This is a genomic window from Nitrosospira sp. Nsp13, from assembly GCF_900101945.1.
Classification (GTDB): Bacteria; Pseudomonadota; Gammaproteobacteria; order Burkholderiales; family Nitrosomonadaceae; genus Nitrosospira; species Nitrosospira multiformis_D.
In genome coordinates this window covers 97,764-117,314 of the sequence record NZ_FMVD01000010.1, presented here as the reverse complement: position 1 = coordinate 117,314, position 19,551 = coordinate 97,764, and the positions used below count along the sequence as shown (strand labels likewise).

Here is a 19,551-nt window from a genome sequence, read left to right as displayed (position 1 = left end):
AGGTTTACAAAAAATTGCCTCATCCTTACGTGCAATATTGTAGGTAAATGAATTTTTTAACGAAGGTATAAGGGAAAACATAGTATGAACCAGATAGTACTGATTGCGTTGCGCAGACCTTACACCTTCGTGGTCCTGTCAATCCTGATCGTCATTTTTGGAATCAGGGCGATACGGCACTCGCCAACAGACGTCTTTCCCACTATCAAGATTCCCGTGATCTCCGTGGTCTGGGCTTACGCCGGCATGTTGCCGACGGATGTGTCGGGTCGGATCACTTTTTTCTTCGAACGCTTCTTGACCTCGACGGTGGAAGGTATCTCGGACATCGTCAGCCAGTGTTACTACGGCATCAGTATCACGAATATTTTTCTACAGCCCCACACCAACCTCCCTGGCGCAGAAGCGGAAGTCACAGCCATAGCCCAGACGATTGTCAAGGCGCTGCCGCCGGATATTTCGCCGCCCATGATCATGCGGCTGGAAGCCTCTCAGGTAGCGGTAGCCAGCCTGCAGGTTACCTCGGACGAGATGACGCCGGCAGACCTTTACAATCTTTCTTATAACCAGCTAAGGCCCCTGATTGTCGTGATCCCCGGGGCGATTGTTCCGCATCCTTACGGTGGAAAGCCCAAGCAGCTTCTGGTATCCCTCGATCAAGACAAGATGCTGGCTCGCAATATATCGCCAACCGATGTCCATGCGGCTTTCGATCGCCAGAATATCGTGCTGCCCGCGGGCGATATGAAGATAAAGCAGACCGACTGGATGGTCCAGACAAACGCGATGCCACCGGAGATTCCGGAATTCAACGATATTCCGATCAAGAGGGAAGGAAATTCGTTCGTTTTCTTGCGCGACGTCGCCGATGTCCAGCTGGCAGGGCCGCCGCAAACAAACTCCGTCATCGTGGATGGTAAACAGGCCGTCATTATTGTCGTCATGAAAAGCGGCGAGGCGTCGACCCTGGACGTGGTCGACGGCATCAGGGCAACCCTTCCTCGCATCAAGGAAATCGTACCGTCCCATGTGGACGTTAGAATCATCACCGATGCATCGGTCTTCGTACGGGAATCCATCAACGAGGTGACGCATGAGATGGCGATCGCCGGCATCCTTGTCGGTTTGATCGTCATGCTCATGCTCGGCTCGTGGCGTCCCATGGTAGTCGTTACGACTTCCATTCCGTTGTGTATTTTAACATCCCTCATCTTCCTGCAGGTGCTGGGAGAGTCGATGAATGTCATGACGCTGGGCGGGTTGGCGCTGGCGGTAGGGATTCTTGTCGACGATGCGACGGTGATGATCGAGAACATCGATACCCACCTGGAAATGGGCAAGGAACTCGATGAGGCAATCATCGACGCGGCAAACCAGATCGTTATTCCGACGCTGCTCGCCACATTATGCATATGCATTGTCTGGCTGCCGCTATTCACGCTTTCCGGCGTATCGGGCTATCTGTTCAAGCCGATGGCGCTGGCGGTGATATTCGCCATGCTGGCGTCCTTCATCCTGTCGCGTACGCTTGTGCCGACCATGGCGAAATATCTTATCAAGCATCCTCACGCAGAAGGACACGGAGAAGGACATGCGGAAGGGCACGGAAAGGAAGGCGGCCATGGCGAGGAAAAGCCGGCGGGGAAGGCTGCCGGTTTCAAGGAGAAGTTAAATTATCATATGGGGATTTTTTCCCGTTTCCAGGAGGCATTCGAGGCTCGCTTTCTTCAATTCTGCGCCTGGTATGGCGGGCTGCTCGAACGAACCATTGAAAATCGCCGCCGGTTCGTAACGATCATGCTGGCTTTCGCGCTCCTCTCCCTTGTCCTGTTCTACTTCAACGGCCGCGATTTTTTCCCCGAGGTCAGGTCGGGGACCATCCAGATGCATATGCGGGCGCCTCTCGGCACACGGATAGAAGCCGTAAACCGCATTACAACGCTGGTTTCGGAGGATATCTCGCGCATGCTTCCCGGGCAGGTTGAAGGCGTCATCAGCAATTGCGGCTTACCCGTCGGGCCGCATAACCTGGCCTTTATTCCGACGCCCACGATCGGCACGCAGGACTGCGACCTGACGATCACCCTGTTCGACGACAAATCAGCCGTGTGGGATATCCGGAAAATTATCCATAAAGGTCTGAAGGAGCGCTATCCGGGGAGCGAATTCACCTTTCAGCCAGCCGATCTGATAGCGAAAATCCTGAATTTCGGTGCCCCCTCTCCGATTACTGTTCAGGTTAACGGGATGGATATCTACGCAAACTACGAATACGCGCGCAAATTGCAAGGCAAGCTGCGTAAAATCGCCGGCTCCTCCGACGTGGTGATCCAGCAAACCATGCGCACGCCCACCTTGTTTGTTGAAGGCCAAAGGACATATGGACTCGGTGTCGACAGGAGCGAATCCGATATTGCCCTGAATATGCTGATAACGACCAACGGAACCCAGCAGATCGACCAGAAATACTGGCTGGACCTGAAGACAGGCATGTCATACCAGATCAACATCTATCAGCCTCAACCTTTTGTCTCAAGCACCAATGAATTGAACAGGATTCCTGTCAAGCGAGAGGGCGAAACCGGCCTGGATCAGGATTATCAGCTCCTGGGCAACCTGACGCAGAAAACGCCGGTAGGCACGCCCGGCCTGGTCACCCACAGGGGCATCATGCCGTTGGTTGAAGTGTATGTATCCGCCGAAGGGCGGGGGCTGGGCGACGTGCTGGATGACGTCAAGAAAATCGTCGCGGAGATGGACGGAGAAGTACCCCGCGGCTCCGACGTCCAAATCGCCGGCCAGGCCGCGAATATGGTTACTACTTATGGCGAACTGCTTATCGGTCTCGTAGCAGCTGTCGTGCTGATCTATCTCTTGCTTGTCGTCAATTTTCAATCATGGCTGGTTCCCTTCATCATCATTACAGCCCTTCCCGGCGCTTTGGCAGGCATTGCCTGGGCCCTGTTCCTCACCCAGACGAATATTTCCGTTCCGGCCCTGACAGGCGCCATCATGGCCATGGGGACGGCTACGGCAAATTCCATACTGGTCGTGGCCTATGCGCTGGAGCGTATCGAAGCGCACGGCGACCCGCTGCTGGCCGCCATCGAGTCCGGCAAAGCCCGCATTCGACCTGTTCTGATGACTGCGGCGGCCATGATCATGGGCATGCTTCCGATGGCTTTGGGAGGCTCCACCAATGCGCCGCTCGGCCGTGCAGTCATTGGCGGCTTGATGTTTGCAACGGTATATACCCTGTTCTTTGTCCCGGCTGTGTATGCCATCATGTATTACGCACGAAGCGCTCCTAAAGACAAGGAAAGCGTTCCTGGCGACAAAGAGATTGTTCCTCAACTCGGAAATTCCTGATATGAAAAAATCAAGTCAAAAAGGTATTGTGATTCTTGCGGTAGTTCTTGGTGTTGTCTATCTGGGTTACCGAGTCATGGAATCCCGTAATCATATGGATTCTTTAACAGAAAAGGCGATGCAGAATGATGTTCGGACCGTGGCTATCGTCAAGGCCGAGCACCTGCCTGCTCAAGAAACCATCCAGCTTCCAGGTACGATCCAGGCATGGTTCCAGGCGCCGATCTATGCCCAGGTATCCGGGTATGTAAAGATGTGGCATTCGGATTGGGGGGCGAGAGTCAAGAAAGGAGATGTCCTTGCCGAAATCAACGCGCCGGCGCTCGATGCCCAATACCGGCAAGCCAAGGCGGATCTGGCGACGGAAGTGGCCCTTAATGACCTCGCCATACTTACTGCGGACCGGTGGATCGCCTTGCGCAAAAACCAGGCGGTATCCGAGCAGGCGATTTCGGTAAAGGTGGCCGAAGCAAAAGCCCAACAGGCAAGGGTCAATGCCGCTATGCAGAATGTCCGCAACTTTGAAGCATTGATCGGGTTTAAAACAATTATTGCGCCGTATGACGGCGTAGTCATCAACCGCGCCATCAATGTGGGAGACTTCATCAATAAGGAAGGCACGATCAGTACACCGCAAGGGGAGGTCCGTAATCTTTTTACTGTCGCGGACATCACCCGGTTGCGTTTGTTTGTCAGTGTGCCCGAGCGGTTCGGCGCCCTGATGCATGACGGCCTGAAAGCCAATCTCACTGTGCCCCAATTTCCCGGTCGAAAATTTGAAGCCGAGTTTTTGACTACTGCCCGCGGCTTCGATGTGAGTACACGTACGGTGGTCACCCAATTCGTGATTGAAAACGAAGAGAAGGATCTGTGGCCGGGTTCCTATGCATCAGTCAATCTGACCGTGGATGTTGAAAATAGACACCTCTCCATCCCATCCAGCGCACTGGTATTTGATGAGATGGGGACGCGAGTGGCCGTGGTGCAAGACGACAACACTGTTCACTTCAAGCCGATCAAAATACAAAGAATCCTCGACGCTACTGTCGAATTAAGCGAGGGCATCTCAACAGAGGACCGGATTATAAACAATCCCAGCGCTGCCATACTTGAAGGTGACAAGGTGACCATTGTTGCGCCTGCACCGGGATACGACATGATCAACGAGCCAAAAGAGCCGGCGCCGGAGTCATCGAAACCAGCCTCACATTCGGAAATGCCAGATCCGAGGGTAAAACAAGCGTTAAACGGATCACATGCACCATGACACTAATCATGATTGACTTGCGGCGTAAAAAAGGAACCCACATTTCACATTTCTGTCGTCTCGGGGTAAGGTTTGGCAGTTTTTTACTTCTGGCCAGCCTGGCGGCTTGCGCCAGCATTCCCTTTCCCGCATTCGATCTGTCACCCGAGTATAAAGCGCCTGAATTTGTGGTTCCGGATTCCTGGGAGGGAACGAGTTCTTTCGTCAAGGCTAAACCGTCGGATGATGCGCTCCGGCCCGACTGGTGGACACTCTATAACGATCCAATTCTAAACGGTCTTATAGAGCAGGGGATTGCAGCCAATCCAGACTTGCAGGCAACAGCTGAACGGTTCGTTCAAGCGCGCAACGCAATGATGAAGGCACGGTCTCGATATTTTCCGCAACTCGGCTTTGGGTTCGGTGGCAGCAATAACAGGCAATCCGATCATACCCTCTTTCGTGCGCCTGGAGAACCTGACAGCGATACTCAAGTCATAATGGATGGAATTGCAACCTGGGAACCGGATTTCTGGTCGAAACTTCGGAATGCAGCACAGGCCAAAATTTATCGTGCTGAAGAACGTGCGGCCGATTATGGGCTCGCACGCCTTATTCTTCAGGCGGAAATTGCATCGAATTATTTTGCACTGCGTGGATTAGATGCGCAAATTGCGATTTACAGACAGTCGATTGGCCTTTATAACTACTCACTGGATGTTGTAGAGACTCAGTTTGAAGGCGCGATCGCCTCTAATCTTGACGTAGCACGAGCCCAGTCGCTGCTGTTTGCTACCGAGTCAAAATTGGCCCTGATGCACGGTGATCGCAAGGTGGCGGAGCAGGCCATTGCAATTCTCCTTAATCTCGCTCCGGCCAGCTTTAAGATCGAGCCGGTAGATGAACTCCTTACCGCGCATTTTAGCCTTCCACAGACAATTCCATCTACTTTACTTGAGCGTCGGCCCGATATTGCCGCAATGGAGCGCCGGATGGCACAGGCCAACCGCACCATTGGAATTGCACGTGCCGCTTTCTTTCCGGATGTGGCCTTCCGGCTCGGAGGAGGACTTGAGGATTCCGGACTCAATCTGCTCAGCCTGGCTAACAGCTTCTGGGCCTATGGTTCCTCTTTTTCCATTCCGATTTTCCAGGGCGGATATCGCCGGGCTCAATTGCAGCAAACCTGGTCGGTCTATCGCGAGACAGAAAATATATATCGTTCGACAGTGTTGAATGCCTTTCGTGAGGTTGAAAATAACCTGACCCAGACCTATTGGATGGATATTGCCGCCAAACGGCAGGACGCTGCCGTCGGAGCCGCACGTACCACACAAAACCTTACCATGGACCTCTATAAGGGCGGTTTGGCCACCAGCCTTGAACTCATTTATGCCCAGCTCGGGACACTGACGGCAAGCATCGATTCTGTACAGATCAAGACTAATCTGCTGAAAGCATCGGTGGCGCTTATTCGTGCGCTTGGAGGAGGCTGGAACCGCGACCAATTGCCCGCTGACAATCAAATTCAACCCTTTGGCATATTGCAATATTCTGGTCTTGATAAGCCAACGCCAGCCGGCGGAATTGACGTCAATGCGGATCCTGTCGATAGAAACAACAAAAACAATAATTTGATGAAGCCCCTGGTTCCATGGGTTCCATTGGTGGATCCTGGCGCCAGTAACAACAAAAACAATAATTTGACACAGCCCCTGGTTCCCAATGTGGATCCTGGCAGCCTGTCGGACCTCTCATCAATTTTGCCTGTAACCCGGCATTAGCAGGTAAATTTGATCGTGAGATATGTTAAGTGGAATAGATGTTGGACTGTTAACGCATGCGGCCGATTGAGTGGTCGTCAGCAATTTCGCCTTGTGAGCGCGCCGCTTAGAAAATCAATTTCCAGCGCCTGCTGTCCGATCTTCGCATGCAGCACCTTAAGATCCGGATCGTCTCCTTCCTGCTCGCCGCCCCACCGTCAAACGCTTCCGCAGCCCACTCCGGCAGTTGCCGCTTCCATTCCGTCACCTGGTTCGGGTGAACCTCATGTTGCTGTGCAATCTCGATCAGGGTTTTATCCCTGCGCAGCGCCGCCAGCGCCCCTTTCGCCTTGAAACCCCCTAGCAGTCTGTCGGACTTGAAGAATCGAAGCGAAAATGTGACTGGGTGAGAATAGATTTTGACGATTTTGAAGGCCAATAGTTGTTCTATTGGTCGAAAAAGCGGCGAAATATAGACCTGCCAGATACTTTTGCAGCCGATTTCCTTTAAGTCCGACAGGCTGCTAGTGATTTCTCCTGCTTCTTACTTCATGATGTTTCTCCCAAAATTGAACAGTTCGAAACTACAGGCGGGCTGCTTCTGACAATCTCGGCCGGAGAGCAATATTGTAGGTAAGTGAATTTTTTTACCGAAGGTATAAGGGAAAACATATGAACCAGATAGTACTTATCGCGTTACGCAGACCTTACACCTTCGTGGTTCTTTCAATCCTGATCGTTATATTTGGAATCAAAGCGATACGGCACTCACCCATAGATATTTTTCCCACCATCAAAATTCCCGTGATCGCTGTAGTCTGGGCTTACGCCGGCATGTTGCCGCTGGATGTGTCGGGCCGTATCACTTTTTACTTCGAACGCATGTTGACCTCGACGGTGGAAGGTATCTCGGACATCGTCAGCCAGGCTTACTATGGCATCAGTATCACCAATATTTTCCTTCAGCCCCAAACCAACCTCGCTGGCGCAGAAGCGGAAGTCACAGCGATAAGCCAGACGATTGTCAAGGCGTTGCCGCCGGATATTTCGCCGCCGATGATCATGCGCCTGGAAGCATCTTCGGTACCGGTTGTCATGCTGCAGTTTACCTCGGACAAGATGACGCCGGCAGCACTCTATAATCTTGCTTACACGCAAATCAGACCCCTGATTGTAGTGATCCCGGGGGCGATTGTTCCGCATCCTTACGGTGGAAAGCCCATACAGCTTCTGGTATCCCTCGATAAAAACAAGTTACTGGATCACAATCTGTCGCCAACCGATATCCATGCGGCTTTCGATCGCCAGAATACGGTGCTGCCCGCGGGCGATATGAAGATCAAGCCTACCGACTGGATGGTCCAGACAAACGCGATGCCGCCGGATATCGATGAATTCAACAATATTCCGATAAAGAGGGAAGGAAATTCCTTCATTTTTTTGCGTGACGTCGCCGATGTTCAACTCGCGGGTCCACCGCAAACAAACTCTATAATTGTGGATGGTAAACAGGCCGTCACTATTGTCGTCATGAAAAGTGGTGATGTGTCGACCCTGGACGTGGTCGCCGACGTCAAGGCGGCCCTTCCGCTTATTAAGGAAATCGTGCCGCCCCATGTGGAGGTTGAAGTCCTCAACGATGCATCGATCTTCGTGAGGGAATCCATCGACGAGGTGATGCATGAGATACTGATCGCAGGCCTGCTTGTCGGTTTGATCGCCATGCTCTTGCTCGGCTCGTGGCGTCCCATGATAGTCATTACGACTTCAATTCCTTTGTGTATTTTAACCTCCGTCATCTGCCTACAAGCGCTGGGCGAGTCGTTGAATGTCATGACACTGGGCGGATTGGCGCTGGCGGTAGGAATTCTTGTCGACAACGCGGCAGTAATGACCGAGAACATCGATACTCACCTGAAAATGGGTAAGGAACTCGATGAAGCAATCATCGATGCGGCAAACCAAATCGTTATTCCGACGCTGCTCTCTACATTATGCATATCCATTGTCTGGTTGCCACTGTTCACGCTTTCCGGCGTATCGGGCTTTTTGTTCAAGCCAATGGCGCTGGCGGTGATATTTGCCATGCTGGCATCCTTCATCCTGTCATTTACGCTCGTGCCGACCCTGGCAAAATATATTCTGGTGCGTCCTCACGCAGAAAAACGCAAAAAGGATGGCGGCCAGAGTGAGGAAAAGCCGGAGGGGAAGTTTGCAAGGTTTCAGCGGAATCACGCAGAAAAGCACAAAAAGGATGGTGATCAGAGCGAGGAAAAGCCAGTGGGGAGGTTTGCAAGTTTTCTGCAGAGGTTGAAGCATCATTTGGGGATTTTCTCCCGTTTTCAGGAGGGATTCGAGGTTCGCTTTCTTAAATTCTGTGCCTGGTATGGCGAGCTGCTCGAATACTCAATTGCAAATCGCCGCCGGCTCGCAACGATCATGCTGTCTTTCGCGCTTGTCTCTTTTATCCTGTTCTACTTCAACGGCCGCGATTTTTTCCCCGAGGTCAGGTCAGGGATCATCCAGATGCATATGCGGGCGCCTCTCGGCACACGGATGGAAGCCACAAACCGCATCACCACTCTTGTTGCCGATGATATCAAACGAATGCTCCCCGGGCAGGTTGAAGAAATCATCAGCAATTGCGGCATACCCGTCGGGCCGCATAACATGGCGTTTATTCCGACGCCCACGATCGGGTCGCAGGACTGCGACCTGACGATCACCCTGTTCGACGATAAATCAGCAGTGTGGGATCTTCGGAAAATTCTCCATAAAGGTCTGAAAGAGCGCTATCCGGGGAGCGAATTCACCTTTCAGCCAGCCGATCTGATAGCGAAAATCCTGAATTTCGGTTCCCCTTCTCCGATTGATGTTCAGGTTAAGGGGATGGATATATACGCAAACTACGAATTCGCGCGCAAATTGCAAAACAAGCTTCGTAAAATCCCAGGTTCTTCCGATGTGGTGATCCAGCAAACCATGCGCACGCCCACCCTGTTGGTTGAAGGCCAAAGGACGTATGGACTCGATGTTGACAGGAACGAATCGGATATTGCCCTGAATATGCTGATAACGACTAACGGAACCCAGCAGATCGACCAGAAATACTGGCTGGATCTGAAGACCGGCATGTCATACCAGATCAACATCTATAATCCTCAACATCAAGTCGCAAGTATTAATGACTTGAACACCATTCCTGTCAAGACGGTGGGGGAGGCGGGCCTGGATGAGGATTATCAACTCCTGGGCAATCTGACGAAGAAATCGCCGGTAGGCACGCCCGGTCTGGTCACCCACAGGGGTGTCATGCCGTTGATTGAAGTGTATGCATCTGCCGAAGGGCGGGCGCTTGGCGGCGTGCTGGAGGACGTCAAGAAAATTGTCGACGAGATGAAGGATGAGCTTCCCCGCGGCTCCACTGTTAAAATCAGCGGCCAGGCCGAGACTATGGTCAGCACCTATGGCGAACTGCTTATCGGCCTCGTAGCGGCTGTTGTGCTGATCTATCTCATGCTTGTCATCAATTTTCAATCATGGCTGATTCCCTTCATCATCATTACAGCCCTGCCCGGCGCTTTGGCAGGCATTGCCTGGGCCCTGTTCCTGACCCAAACGAATATTTCCGTTCCGGCCCTGACAGGCGCCATCATGGCCATGGGAACGGCCACGGCAAATTCCATACTGGTCGTGTCCTATGCGCTGGAGCGCATCGAAGCGCATGGCGACCCGCTGCTAGCCGCCATTGAGGCCGGCAAAGCCCGGATTCGTCCTGTTCTCATGACTGCGGCAGCCATGATCATGGGCATGCTTCCGATGGCTTTGGGAGGATCCACCAATGCGCCGCTGGGCCGTGCGGTTATTGGCGGCTTGACGTTTGCAACGGGATATACGCTATTTTTTGTCCCCTGTATGTATGCCATTATGTATAACGCACGAAGCGTTCCTCAACATGGGAAGAGTTCCTCAACATGGAAAGCGTTCTGCCGACAAGGAAAGCGTTCCCGGCGACAAGGAAATCGTTCCTCAACTCGGAAATTCCTGATATGAAAAAATCAACTAAACTACCACCTACTGAAAGTAGGTGGGTTAGCGCAGCTTGGAAGCCAGCGGAGATGCAGCACCAGTTTCATTCATGAAATTTTCATATCGGTGTCTTCACGAACCAGGATTAGCCATGAGTGCCTGAAAACCATGACGGCCAGTGGTAGCCCACCTAGCTACGCGGCTGGTAAGAGATAAAACCCCGGTGGGCCAGCCCTCGGGGTTTTCCTCTTTTTCGGGGAAACGTCAGAAGTGACCCGCCTGTGGTTTCGAATTGTCCGGTTTTCGGGGAAACGTCATACAATAGGGCATGACCGACGACCACATGACCGACAAAAGGAGAGAAGATGGAAACGCCATTTAGGTTGGTGCCTGACAGGATTTCTAATGACACGGTAGAGATGCCAAAATGAGGTATTTGGCAGCAATGTTAATGGCAATTTTTTCCACAAGCTCTAGTGCGGAATGGGTACAGTTTGCACTTGGCACCACCGGACCTGCTTATTACGATAAGAGCAGGATAAGGGACTTGGGAAACGGTGTTATTTCTGTATGGGAAAAATTTGTGGTAACAGATGATGTTTTAAAAAAATCAATTGAAATGGACCCATCTTTTAAGGACTACCGCTACACCGTAACCAGGGGAAATATAAATTGTAATGAACATAAGTTTGCCAGGACGGCTATGTATGCCTATAGTACAAACAGAGCTCCTTTCTTTTCATATTCTTATACAGAAAAAGATATTGAATACATAGATATAGTACCGCAGAGCATGTCGGAAGAATTAATGACACTTTTATGTCCCAAGAAATAAAAGGCGCAGGTAGTTGATCGCTCACTTAATAGATCAGTGTTATGATTAATAACAATATTTCTTATTACTTGACTCTCACCTTTTGGGTGAGGCCACTACGGGGTGAACTGCACAGTTTTTGCTGCACAGGGCTGCGTTGCAACTCCTTGGAATGGAATGACCATTCCGCGTCATTTCGCCTTGCCCCGCACCCCAAAAACCGCACACTTCACCCCGTCCAACTACCGGATTTAGGATTATAAGGCGATCAAACTTCGCATCCCGCCTCATTCCAGCCTTTTTTAAGGATGAAGCTAGGGCCTGTTAACACTTATTTCGAACTCGCGTTGCTACACAAAAACGCGGATGCCGCGTTTTTGTGCGCAACCCGAAGGGACAGGACGGATTGCATCCAGCCCTTCGTTACTCGCCGCTTACGGAGGCCTGCTCCGCCGCATGGCTCATGCCTCGTGCTGGATGAAATCCGTCACCGTCGCGGGTGCAAAATAAGTGTTAACAGGCCCTAGACACCATGAACATTCGCGACCCAACTCTATTTCCTGATCTTGAAGGGGCTTTGTCTCAAATTACCGCACTTTTGCCGATCGACGGACGGTGATGAACAACTGGGGACAATCTGACCCCATAGATCAATAGATATAGGTCAACGCCTCTGTCGTCATCAAGCCCAATACCGTTTGGCTACAAACGCGCTCGCCAAGGCACCCCGATTATGCGGCGGCCGACCCCACACCGCACCAGGCCGATTCGACGAATTCTTCGATCCGCACCCATTCCAGCGTATGAATCACCTTCTCCAGCTTTGGTGTCAGCGAACTCACTTCCAATTTCAATTCAGGTATCAACTCATGCTGAACCACTCGCCACCGTTGTATGATTCCGTTTCGTTGCTTAGTATTCATGTGGGCGTATAGATGAAGTATTCAGAAACTCCATCTTGCCAGCAATGGCCGCCCATCTCTACTCCATTCGCCAGTTAATCACGCTCAAGCGGGGGGTTTTGCAAGAAACTCGGATGTAAATCAAAACGAGGAGAAACAATTGACTCTGAAAACCCTTCTTTGGATCTTGTTGATATTTGCGCTTGTGGCAATAATTCGGACTTCGAGTCGTAACGCCAAGTGGGGTTATGGTCCGAGTATAGGGATCGGATTGGTGATGTTAATCGTGCTGATTCTGGTTCTGTTGGGATACATATAGTGGCGTAAGAGAACAGATTGCGGTCAATGGACATTCGATCGAGATCGCGAAACAGCAGAATCAACAAGGTCAGACTCATAGATTTTGCGTCGATGTCCCTTTAGATTGTTGTTCAACTAATCGCAGCATGCGTGCGCCCATGAACGGGTGCTCCAGGTGCAATTGGTCAATGCGGCGCATGAGCTTCTGGACAGAAAAGTTTACCGGTCTGGGCAGATAGTACACGCTGCCCCGGCTGATGCCGGCCAATTGAGCCTGACGACTGATCGAAAGCACGTGGTTGCCGTCTATCATCGCTTTGCGCTCAGCAATCCCACCTTGTTGAGCGCGCCTTCTAAAAAATCATTCTCCAGCGTCAGCTGACCAATCTTGGCATGTAATACCTTCAGATCAACCGGCGGCTCAGTCACAGTGGTCCCACCAAATACGTCGGCCGCTCGCTCGCTAAGTTGCCGTTTCCACTCCGCAATCTGGTTGGGATGCACTTCAAACCGCTGTGCCAGCTCGGCCAGCGTCTTATCCACCAGCCATAGCCGCCAGCGCCACCTTGGCTTTGAACACTGCCGAGTGCGTTCGTCTTACTCTTTTTGTCATTTTCTACTTCATATCAAAGCCCAGCAGATTCTCCACTTATACGTTTGTTCAAATTCCCGGGGGCCAGCTCTTTGTTCTTTTTAAGGTTGCGGAAGGCTCCTAGTACTTTGGTCCATGTCGAAGGAGTTTGCATATTTTTAGATGTGCATACAGATAATTTAATTAAGCATTTGAATATATGCACCTTCTATTGTGGCATGTTCTTTGCTTATAGGCATATGAAGCAAACCATATCGAGTTGCCGTTGTATACGTAGCAACATTCAAATAAATAGACGGGAGATTCAAGATGTTAAATAAAGCGATCAGGTTCTATGCGGGAGTAGTGGCTTTTGCCTTTGGCGCTGCTATGGCGTCGTCTGCCAGCATGGCGGCCGCGACGCTTAGCGCTTCGGTGGGTGGCGTGCCTGTTGGTGCAGGCGTATATGAGAGTTTTGATAGTCTCGCAACCACAGGCGGTCTCAGCGCCAGAGGCATCGCGGTAACGTTCAGTGGCACGGGCGCCGGCACGGCCACCCTTCCGTATGTTCCGGGGCGGTATGTGGCACCCTTCATTTCGAGTGGCAATGGCGCATCATTTGGCAATCCTCAGGCTAATGGCCTGGACCAAACCCAATATCTGACTACCGGCATCGGACAGGTCACCCTGCAGTTGGATAAATATCACCAGTATTTTGGCCTGCTGTGGGGCTCGGTTGACGATTACAACACGCTGTCTTTCTATGATGGCACTACCCTGCTTTTTAAATTCACCGGTCTTGATGTTGATGGCATGGCCAATGGCAATCAGGGGGCTACTGGCACACACTATGTAAACATCAATTCCGACACCCCCTTTAATAGAGTGGTTGCCTCAAGCACAAGGTACGGATTCGAGTTCGATAATGTGGCGCTGGCCGTAAATCCTCCTGATCTGATGAGTATCTCGCCAGTTCCGGAACCGGAAACTTATGCCATGTTGTTGGCCGGACTTGCCATGGTAGGTGGAATGGCTCGTCGCAGGGCTACATAATTAAGACGATCTTACAGACTGAAGGCAGGCTGCTCTCGGATCTTGTCCAGGAACTCCAGTCCATTCCGTTTGCTGGAAAGGCTTGTCGCTCAGAACTCTTCACGGGATGTTCTTACCTTTTACTTTCCTCTCTAGCGCCGGCGTTTTTTTCTTATTGTACGTAAGTTTGAAGTGATAAACCTTCATAAGAAGTAAGCGTAATGACTGACCTATCAACGTTTGAACGTTACTATAAACTGGCTGATGACTTGATTGAGCGCTCTACAAAAGAGCAGCTTGCCGAATGCACCCGATTACTTGCCTTGAATCTTGCTCATCATCAGGCATTGTACGGAGAAATACCGCAGGATCAAATGTTAACTATTCTTGAGGGCGCCGAGCCTAGTGAAGCGCAACTCAAACTATTAATTGACGGAATGAAGAATCTTATCGGCGTATTAGCCAATAATATTAACGGATTGGATGAGCAGAAGCATTAAACCTGAATCCGGCGGTTGACCGCTCATGTATCAGGTTAGCCCTAGGACTAATGACAAATGTTTTATGCTGTTTGACTCTTGCCTTTCAGTTGAGCCTGCTACAGGGCGAATTGCACGGTTGTTACGGCGCATGGCAGCGTTGCTCGCAACACCTTACTCCTGTACCTCCGCCCCGTCCGACTGCCGGATTCGAGTTTTGATTAGTGTCGATACTGGATTTACCCAGAGATTCCCGAGGTCTGCTCGACAATAAATGCCTTGACCGCATCCGCATCGGCATTCATCACCACGTACCGTTGCGGCAGGTTTTCCAGGTTTTCATATCCCGCCGGGCGCGCTGGTTCATGCCCAATTGCCTCGATAATGCTCTCGGAAAACTTGACCGGCAGCGCGGTTTCCAGGCAAATCAGCGGCACACCCTCTTCGCGATGTTCCAACCCCACTTTCAAACCGTCAGCCGTATGAGGATCCACCAGTACGCCGTATCGCTCCTGGATTTTGCGTATCGTGGCGATGCGTGCTGCATGATTACTGGTTCCCGATACAAAGCCAAAGTCCTTTACTTTTTCCCATAAGAGTGTACCAGCGAGGTCGAAAGCACCCCCTTTATCCACCGAACGCCAGAGTTCTTTCACCTTGGCCGTATCCCGCCCGGTCAGGTCAAAAATGAAACGCTCGAAATTGGAAGCCTTGGAAATATCCATCGAGGGGCTGCTGGTATGCATCGTTTCCGCCGTGGCACGCGGACGGTAGCAGCCGGTCCGAAAAAATTCATCCAGTACCTCATTTTCATTGGTGGCAAGTATCAATTTCCTGATCGGCAACCCCATCATGCGCGCCACATGGCCCGCACAAATATTGCCAAAATTACCTGATGGCACCGCAAACGATACCTGTTCCGTGTTTGAACGGGTGGCGGCAAAATAACCCTTGAAGTAATACACGATCTGCGCTGCAATCCGCGCCCAGTTTATCGAGTTGACCGTGCCGATATGGTATTTTTGCTTGAACGCATAGTCATTGCTGACTGCCTTGACAATATCCTGGCAATCGTCGAATACGCCACGAATGGCGATATTGAAAATATTTGGATCTTGCAAGGAAAACATTTGCGCAGTCTGAAAATGACTCATCTTCCCTTGCGGCGACAGCATGAATACACGGATGCCGCGTTTGCCGCGCATGGCGTATTCCGCGCTGGGCCCGGTGTCGCCGGAAGTGGCGCCAAGGATGTTGAGATCTTCACCTGTTTTAGCCAGCGCATCCTCGAACAGATTGCCCAGCAATTGCATGGCGATATCCTTGAATGCCAGCGTAGGCCCATTGGACAACCCCAGAATGTGCAATCCCGGCTCCAGCGTTTTAAGCGGAGTAATTTCCTCACTCTGGAATAACTCAGCGGTATAGGCACGCGCAATGATGCTGCGCAAGTCAGAGGCGGGAATATCATCCGCGAAACGGGAAATTATCTCAAACGCAAGCTCCTGATAACTCAAGCCGCGCAATTCTTCCAATCCGGCCGGGCTGATTTCCGGATAGGTTTCGGGCATCGCCAGCCCTCCGTCGGGCGCCAGGCCGGCCAGGAGAATTTTGGAAAATTTTTTTGGCGGCATGCCGCCGCGAGTTGAAATGTAACGCATTTTTCACCACAAAAAGAAAAGAACAAAGAATGTTTTCCGCGCTAATATTCTTTGTTCATGCTTGGAAGCAAATTCCGGAGGTATCCGTATATTATTTACTATTCAACTCTTCGAGCCGGATGCGTGTCACTTTACCGGTCATCAATGGAAGTTTCTGGATTTTGGCGATTGCAGCATTTATATTTTTTTCTATCGCCAAATGGGTAAGCATAATGATATCCACCTGATCTTCTCCCTCGCTGGGCTCCTTCTGCACCATTGCGTCAATGGAAATGCCCAGATCGGCAAGGACGCGGGTGATATCGGCCAATGCCCCCGGTTTATCCATCACTCGCAATCGAAGATAGTATGAGGTTTCCACTTCCTCCATCGCCAGGATAGGTGTGTCCGACAGCAGGTCGGGCTGAAAAGCGAGATGAGGAACGCGGTGTTTTGGATCGGCGGTGTGCATGCGGGTAACATCCACCAGGTCCGCCACGACGGAGCTGGCGGTGGGTTCGGCACCCGCCCCCGCGCCATAATACAAGGTAGCGCCCACCGCATCGCCTTTCACCACAACAGCATTCATTACACCTTCCACATTGGCAATCAACCGCCGCGCGGGTATCAGTGTGGGATGGACGCGCAACTCGATGCCTTTGGCCGTACGCCGGGTAATGCCCAATAGCTTGATGCGGTAGCCCAATTCCTCCGCATACCGGATATCCTCACGGGTTAATCTTGTGATGCCCTCGGTATAAGCCTTGTTGAATTGCATGGGAATGCCGAAAGCGATTGCGGCCATGATAGTGAGTTTGTGCGCAGCATCGATCCCTTCGACGTCAAAAGTTGGATCAGCTTCGGCATAACCCAGTTTTTGCGCCTGCTTCAGCACAGTGTCGAACGTCAGCCCTTTATCGCGCATTTCCGACAGGATGAAATTGCTTGTGCCATTAATGATTCCGGCAATCCATTCAATGCGGTTGGCGGTCAAGCCCTCGCGCAGCGCCTTGATGATGGGGATGCCGCCCGCCACCGCCGCCTCGAACGCAACCATTACGCCCTTTTTCTGCGCGGCGGCAAAAATTTCCGTACCGTGCGAAGCCAGCAATGCCTTATTGGCGGTAATGACATGTTTGCCATTTTCGATGGCCTTCAGCGTCAGTTCCTTTGCGATGGTATAACCGCCGATCAACTCAACCACGATGTCGATGTCCGGGTTTGTTACGACTTCGTTCGCATCGGCGGTAATGATGACATCGTCACCCGCGATCCTGCGCGCTTTCTCCACATCACGATCGGCAACCATCCGGATGACGATGCCTCGCCCGGCGCGGCGGGTAATTTCTTCCTGATTACGTTTGAGTACCGTGAAAGTACCACCGCCGACCGTGCCGATACCTAATAGACCTACATTGATGGGTTTCATAATGAATGGATTAAATGAGCGGATGGGTTGATAAGCGGGTATGCGGCGGGACATCTTGTCTTCTCCCACCATGTTTCTGTCTATTTTCAGGCTTACTCACGCCCGGCACGCTTGCGATATCGCCCAAGAAAATTTGCGATGCGGCCTATCGCCTCGCTAAGATCGTCACTATTCGGCAAAAATACCACGCGAAAGTGATCCGGATATGGCCAGTTGAAACCGCTGCCCTGCACTAGCAGCACCTTCTCTTCTATCAGCAAATCCAGCACAAACTGCTGATCGTTTTCGATTGGGTACATCTCCGGGTCCAGACGCGGAAACAGATACATCGCGGCCTTCGGCTTGAAACACGTAACGCCGGGAATATCAGTCAGCAATTTCCAGGCCAGATCACGCTGGCGCATAAGCCGCCCGGTCGGCATAACCAGGTCATTAATGCTCTGATAGCCACCGAGCGCAGTCTGAATTCCGAACTGCGAGGGCACGTTCGCGCACAGGCGCATCGAGGCCAGCATGGTCAGCCCCGCAATATAATCACGGGCAAACTGTTTTTTTCCTGAAACCACTGCCCAACCGGAACGAAATCCCGCTGCCCGATAGTTCTTCGACAACCCGTTTAAGGTGATGAAAAGAACGTCATCGGCCAATGAAGCAATCGAAGTATGCGTCGCGTCGTCGTACAGTACTTTATCGTAAATTTCATCCGCGTAGATGATAAGGTGGTGCTGGCGGGCAATCTCAATGATCTCACGCAACAAATCGTCCGGATAAAGCGCACCGGTAGGATTATTGGGATTAATAATGACAATGGCGCGGGTGTTCGGCGTAATCTTGGCGCGAATATCGTCCAGATCCGGCAACCAGCCGGCTTGCTCATCGCATACATAATGCCGCGCTGTGCCGCCCGCCAAAACAACCGCCGCTGTCCATAGCGGATAGTCAGGTGATGGAATCAGCACTTCATCGCCGCTGTTCAGCAATGCCTGCATGGCCATCACGATCAACTCGGAAACGCCATTGCCGATGTAGATGTCCTCCATCCGCACATCGTGAATATGCTTCTCCTGCGTGTAATGCATAATCGCCTTGCGTGCGGCGAACAAGCCTTTGGAATCGCAATAGCCCGAAGCGGCAGACAGATTGTAGATGACATCCTGCAGAATTTCCGCAGGCGCATCAAAACCAAATAACGCCGGATTGCCGATATTGAGCTTGATTATGTGATGCCCTTCCTCCTCCATTTGCTTGGCGTGGTCGAGCACCGGACCGCGTATGTCGTAACACACATTCGCCAGTTTGCTGGATTTCAGTATAGGTTGCATGATTTGAGAAGGCTGATCCGCAAAATGGTTCACGAACTGATCCGCGAAATAGTCCTATAAAGCACCGGTAAAGATCGTCGCGATAACAGGGTTTCAGCGCCAGGTTTGCTATCTTTTATTCAGTCTCTTACGGCATCATTCCAGGAAGTCTTGAAAAATTCCCGAGTCCCGTCTAATGTTTCCGCTTTATTGCAATACAAAAAACATGTAATGTTACCCGACACGTCAATCCGTCGCAAATGGAGCCTTGCTTGAAGCTGCATCTTTCGGGATTTTCCGAACAAAATATGTTCACCGGTTATGGAACCGGATATGTCATGGTCAATCAGACGCGCTACGAGCGCAGTCTGATCATTTTGCCCGACCGTATCCTTGAAAACTGGGAAGCTGCAACCTTTGAGCAGCTTACAGCGGAGCACTTCGAACTTCTGCTCCCATTGCAGCCTGAAATGGTATTGTTCGGGACAGGAGCCACCTTGCGCTTTCCCCACCCTTCCCTGACAAAAACGCTGATCGCATCAAAAATCGGCGTGGAAGTCATGGATACCAACGCAGTCTGCCGCACTTACAACATACTGACGGCAGAAGGACGGCGTGTAGCGGCAGCGCTGCTTATTTAGCCATTCCTGAATAAGAAGCTCATCCTGGACACGCT

At 51.5% G+C, this 19,551-nt stretch carries 12 protein-coding genes and 3 pseudogenes; 9 read left to right on the top strand and 6 right to left on the bottom strand.

Going from position 1 to position 19,551, the window contains the following annotated elements:
- Positions 1 to 84 precede the first annotated feature (84 nt).
- From BLO43_RS12255 to BLO43_RS12245, 3 genes are read left to right on the top strand one after another with little or no spacing between them, the layout of a single operon-like run.
- Complete coding sequence (locus BLO43_RS12255; RefSeq protein WP_090907291.1) at positions 85 to 3,369, top strand: efflux RND transporter permease subunit; 3,285 nt, start codon at positions 85 to 87, stop codon at positions 3,367 to 3,369.
- A gap of 1 nt (position 3,370) precedes the next feature.
- The gene (locus tag BLO43_RS12250; RefSeq protein WP_074633174.1) at positions 3,371 to 4,636 is read left to right on the top strand and encodes an efflux RND transporter periplasmic adaptor subunit; all 1,266 of its coding nucleotides are present in this window, start codon (positions 3,371 to 3,373) and stop codon (positions 4,634 to 4,636) included.
- The gene (locus tag BLO43_RS12245) at positions 4,633 to 6,399 is read left to right on the top strand and encodes an efflux transporter outer membrane subunit (protein WP_217628066.1); all 1,767 of its coding nucleotides are present in this window, start codon (positions 4,633 to 4,635) and stop codon (positions 6,397 to 6,399) included. The genes BLO43_RS12250 and BLO43_RS12245 overlap by 4 nt, the downstream gene beginning before the upstream one ends.
- A 110-nt stretch (positions 6,400 to 6,509) precedes the next feature.
- On the opposite strand, the pseudogene BLO43_RS12240 reads toward BLO43_RS12245, so the two are convergent.
- A pseudogene (locus BLO43_RS12240) lies at positions 6,510 to 6,745 on the bottom strand (transposase); the annotation flags it as partial.
- 305 nt (positions 6,746 to 7,050) lie between these two features.
- Between BLO43_RS12240 and BLO43_RS12235 the strand changes: the two are divergent.
- Complete coding sequence (locus BLO43_RS12235; RefSeq protein ID WP_090907289.1) at positions 7,051 to 10,431, top strand: efflux RND transporter permease subunit; 3,381 nt, start codon at positions 7,051 to 7,053, stop codon at positions 10,429 to 10,431.
- 421 nt (positions 10,432 to 10,852) lie between these two features.
- Positions 10,853 to 11,242 (top strand): surface-adhesin E family protein, encoded by a 390-nt coding sequence (locus tag BLO43_RS12230; RefSeq protein ID WP_368086143.1) that lies wholly within the window; start codon positions 10,853 to 10,855, stop codon positions 11,240 to 11,242.
- 676 nt (positions 11,243 to 11,918) lie between these two features.
- Here the strand turns inward: BLO43_RS12230 and BLO43_RS16925 are convergent.
- Positions 11,919 to 12,144, bottom strand: a pseudogene (locus BLO43_RS16925) (IS5/IS1182 family transposase); the annotation flags it as partial.
- A gap of 139 nt (positions 12,145 to 12,283) precedes the next feature.
- Here BLO43_RS16925 and BLO43_RS12225 point away from each other — a divergent pair.
- Positions 12,284 to 12,442: a DUF3309 family protein gene (locus tag BLO43_RS12225; RefSeq protein ID WP_074634309.1), complete on the top strand. Its 159-nt coding sequence runs from the start codon at positions 12,284 to 12,286 to the stop codon at positions 12,440 to 12,442.
- 120 nt (positions 12,443 to 12,562) lie between these two features.
- On the opposite strand, the pseudogene BLO43_RS17105 reads toward BLO43_RS12225, so the two are convergent.
- Positions 12,563 to 13,036: pseudogene (locus tag BLO43_RS17105) on the bottom strand (transposase); the annotation flags it as partial.
- A 288-nt stretch (positions 13,037 to 13,324) separates the two neighbouring features.
- On the opposite strand from BLO43_RS17105, the gene BLO43_RS12210 reads away from it, so the two are divergent.
- On the top strand, positions 13,325 to 14,047 hold the full coding sequence (locus BLO43_RS12210; RefSeq protein WP_090907285.1) for an Npun_F0296 family exosortase-dependent surface protein: 723 nt from the start codon (positions 13,325 to 13,327) through the stop codon (positions 14,045 to 14,047).
- A gap of 200 nt (positions 14,048 to 14,247) precedes the next feature.
- Positions 14,248 to 14,526 (top strand): hypothetical protein, encoded by a 279-nt coding sequence (locus tag BLO43_RS12205; RefSeq protein ID WP_090907284.1) that lies wholly within the window; start codon positions 14,248 to 14,250, stop codon positions 14,524 to 14,526.
- 218 nt (positions 14,527 to 14,744) lie between these two features.
- On the opposite strand, the gene thrC is transcribed toward BLO43_RS12205, so the two are convergent.
- The 3 genes from thrC to BLO43_RS12190 form a co-directional block, all read right to left on the bottom strand.
- A complete protein-coding gene (gene thrC, locus BLO43_RS12200) occupies positions 14,745 to 16,166 on the bottom strand; it encodes a threonine synthase (RefSeq protein WP_090907283.1) in 1,422 nt (473 codons plus the stop codon).
- Positions 16,167 to 16,257: 91 nt separating this feature from the next.
- Positions 16,258 to 17,574 carry a homoserine dehydrogenase gene (locus BLO43_RS12195; RefSeq protein ID WP_090907307.1) on the bottom strand — a complete coding sequence of 439 codons (1,317 nt, stop codon included), beginning with the start codon at positions 17,572 to 17,574 and terminating at the stop codon, positions 16,258 to 16,260.
- 92 nt (positions 17,575 to 17,666) lie between these two features.
- Positions 17,667 to 18,896 carry a pyridoxal phosphate-dependent aminotransferase gene (locus BLO43_RS12190; protein ID WP_090907306.1) on the bottom strand — a complete coding sequence of 410 codons (1,230 nt, stop codon included), beginning with the start codon at positions 18,894 to 18,896 and terminating at the stop codon, positions 17,667 to 17,669.
- A 251-nt stretch (positions 18,897 to 19,147) separates the two neighbouring features.
- On the opposite strand from BLO43_RS12190, the gene BLO43_RS12185 reads away from it, so the two are divergent.
- Positions 19,148 to 19,516 (top strand): Mth938-like domain-containing protein, encoded by a 369-nt coding sequence (locus BLO43_RS12185; RefSeq protein WP_090907282.1) that lies wholly within the window; start codon positions 19,148 to 19,150, stop codon positions 19,514 to 19,516.
- The last annotated feature ends 35 nt before the right edge of the window (positions 19,517 to 19,551 follow it).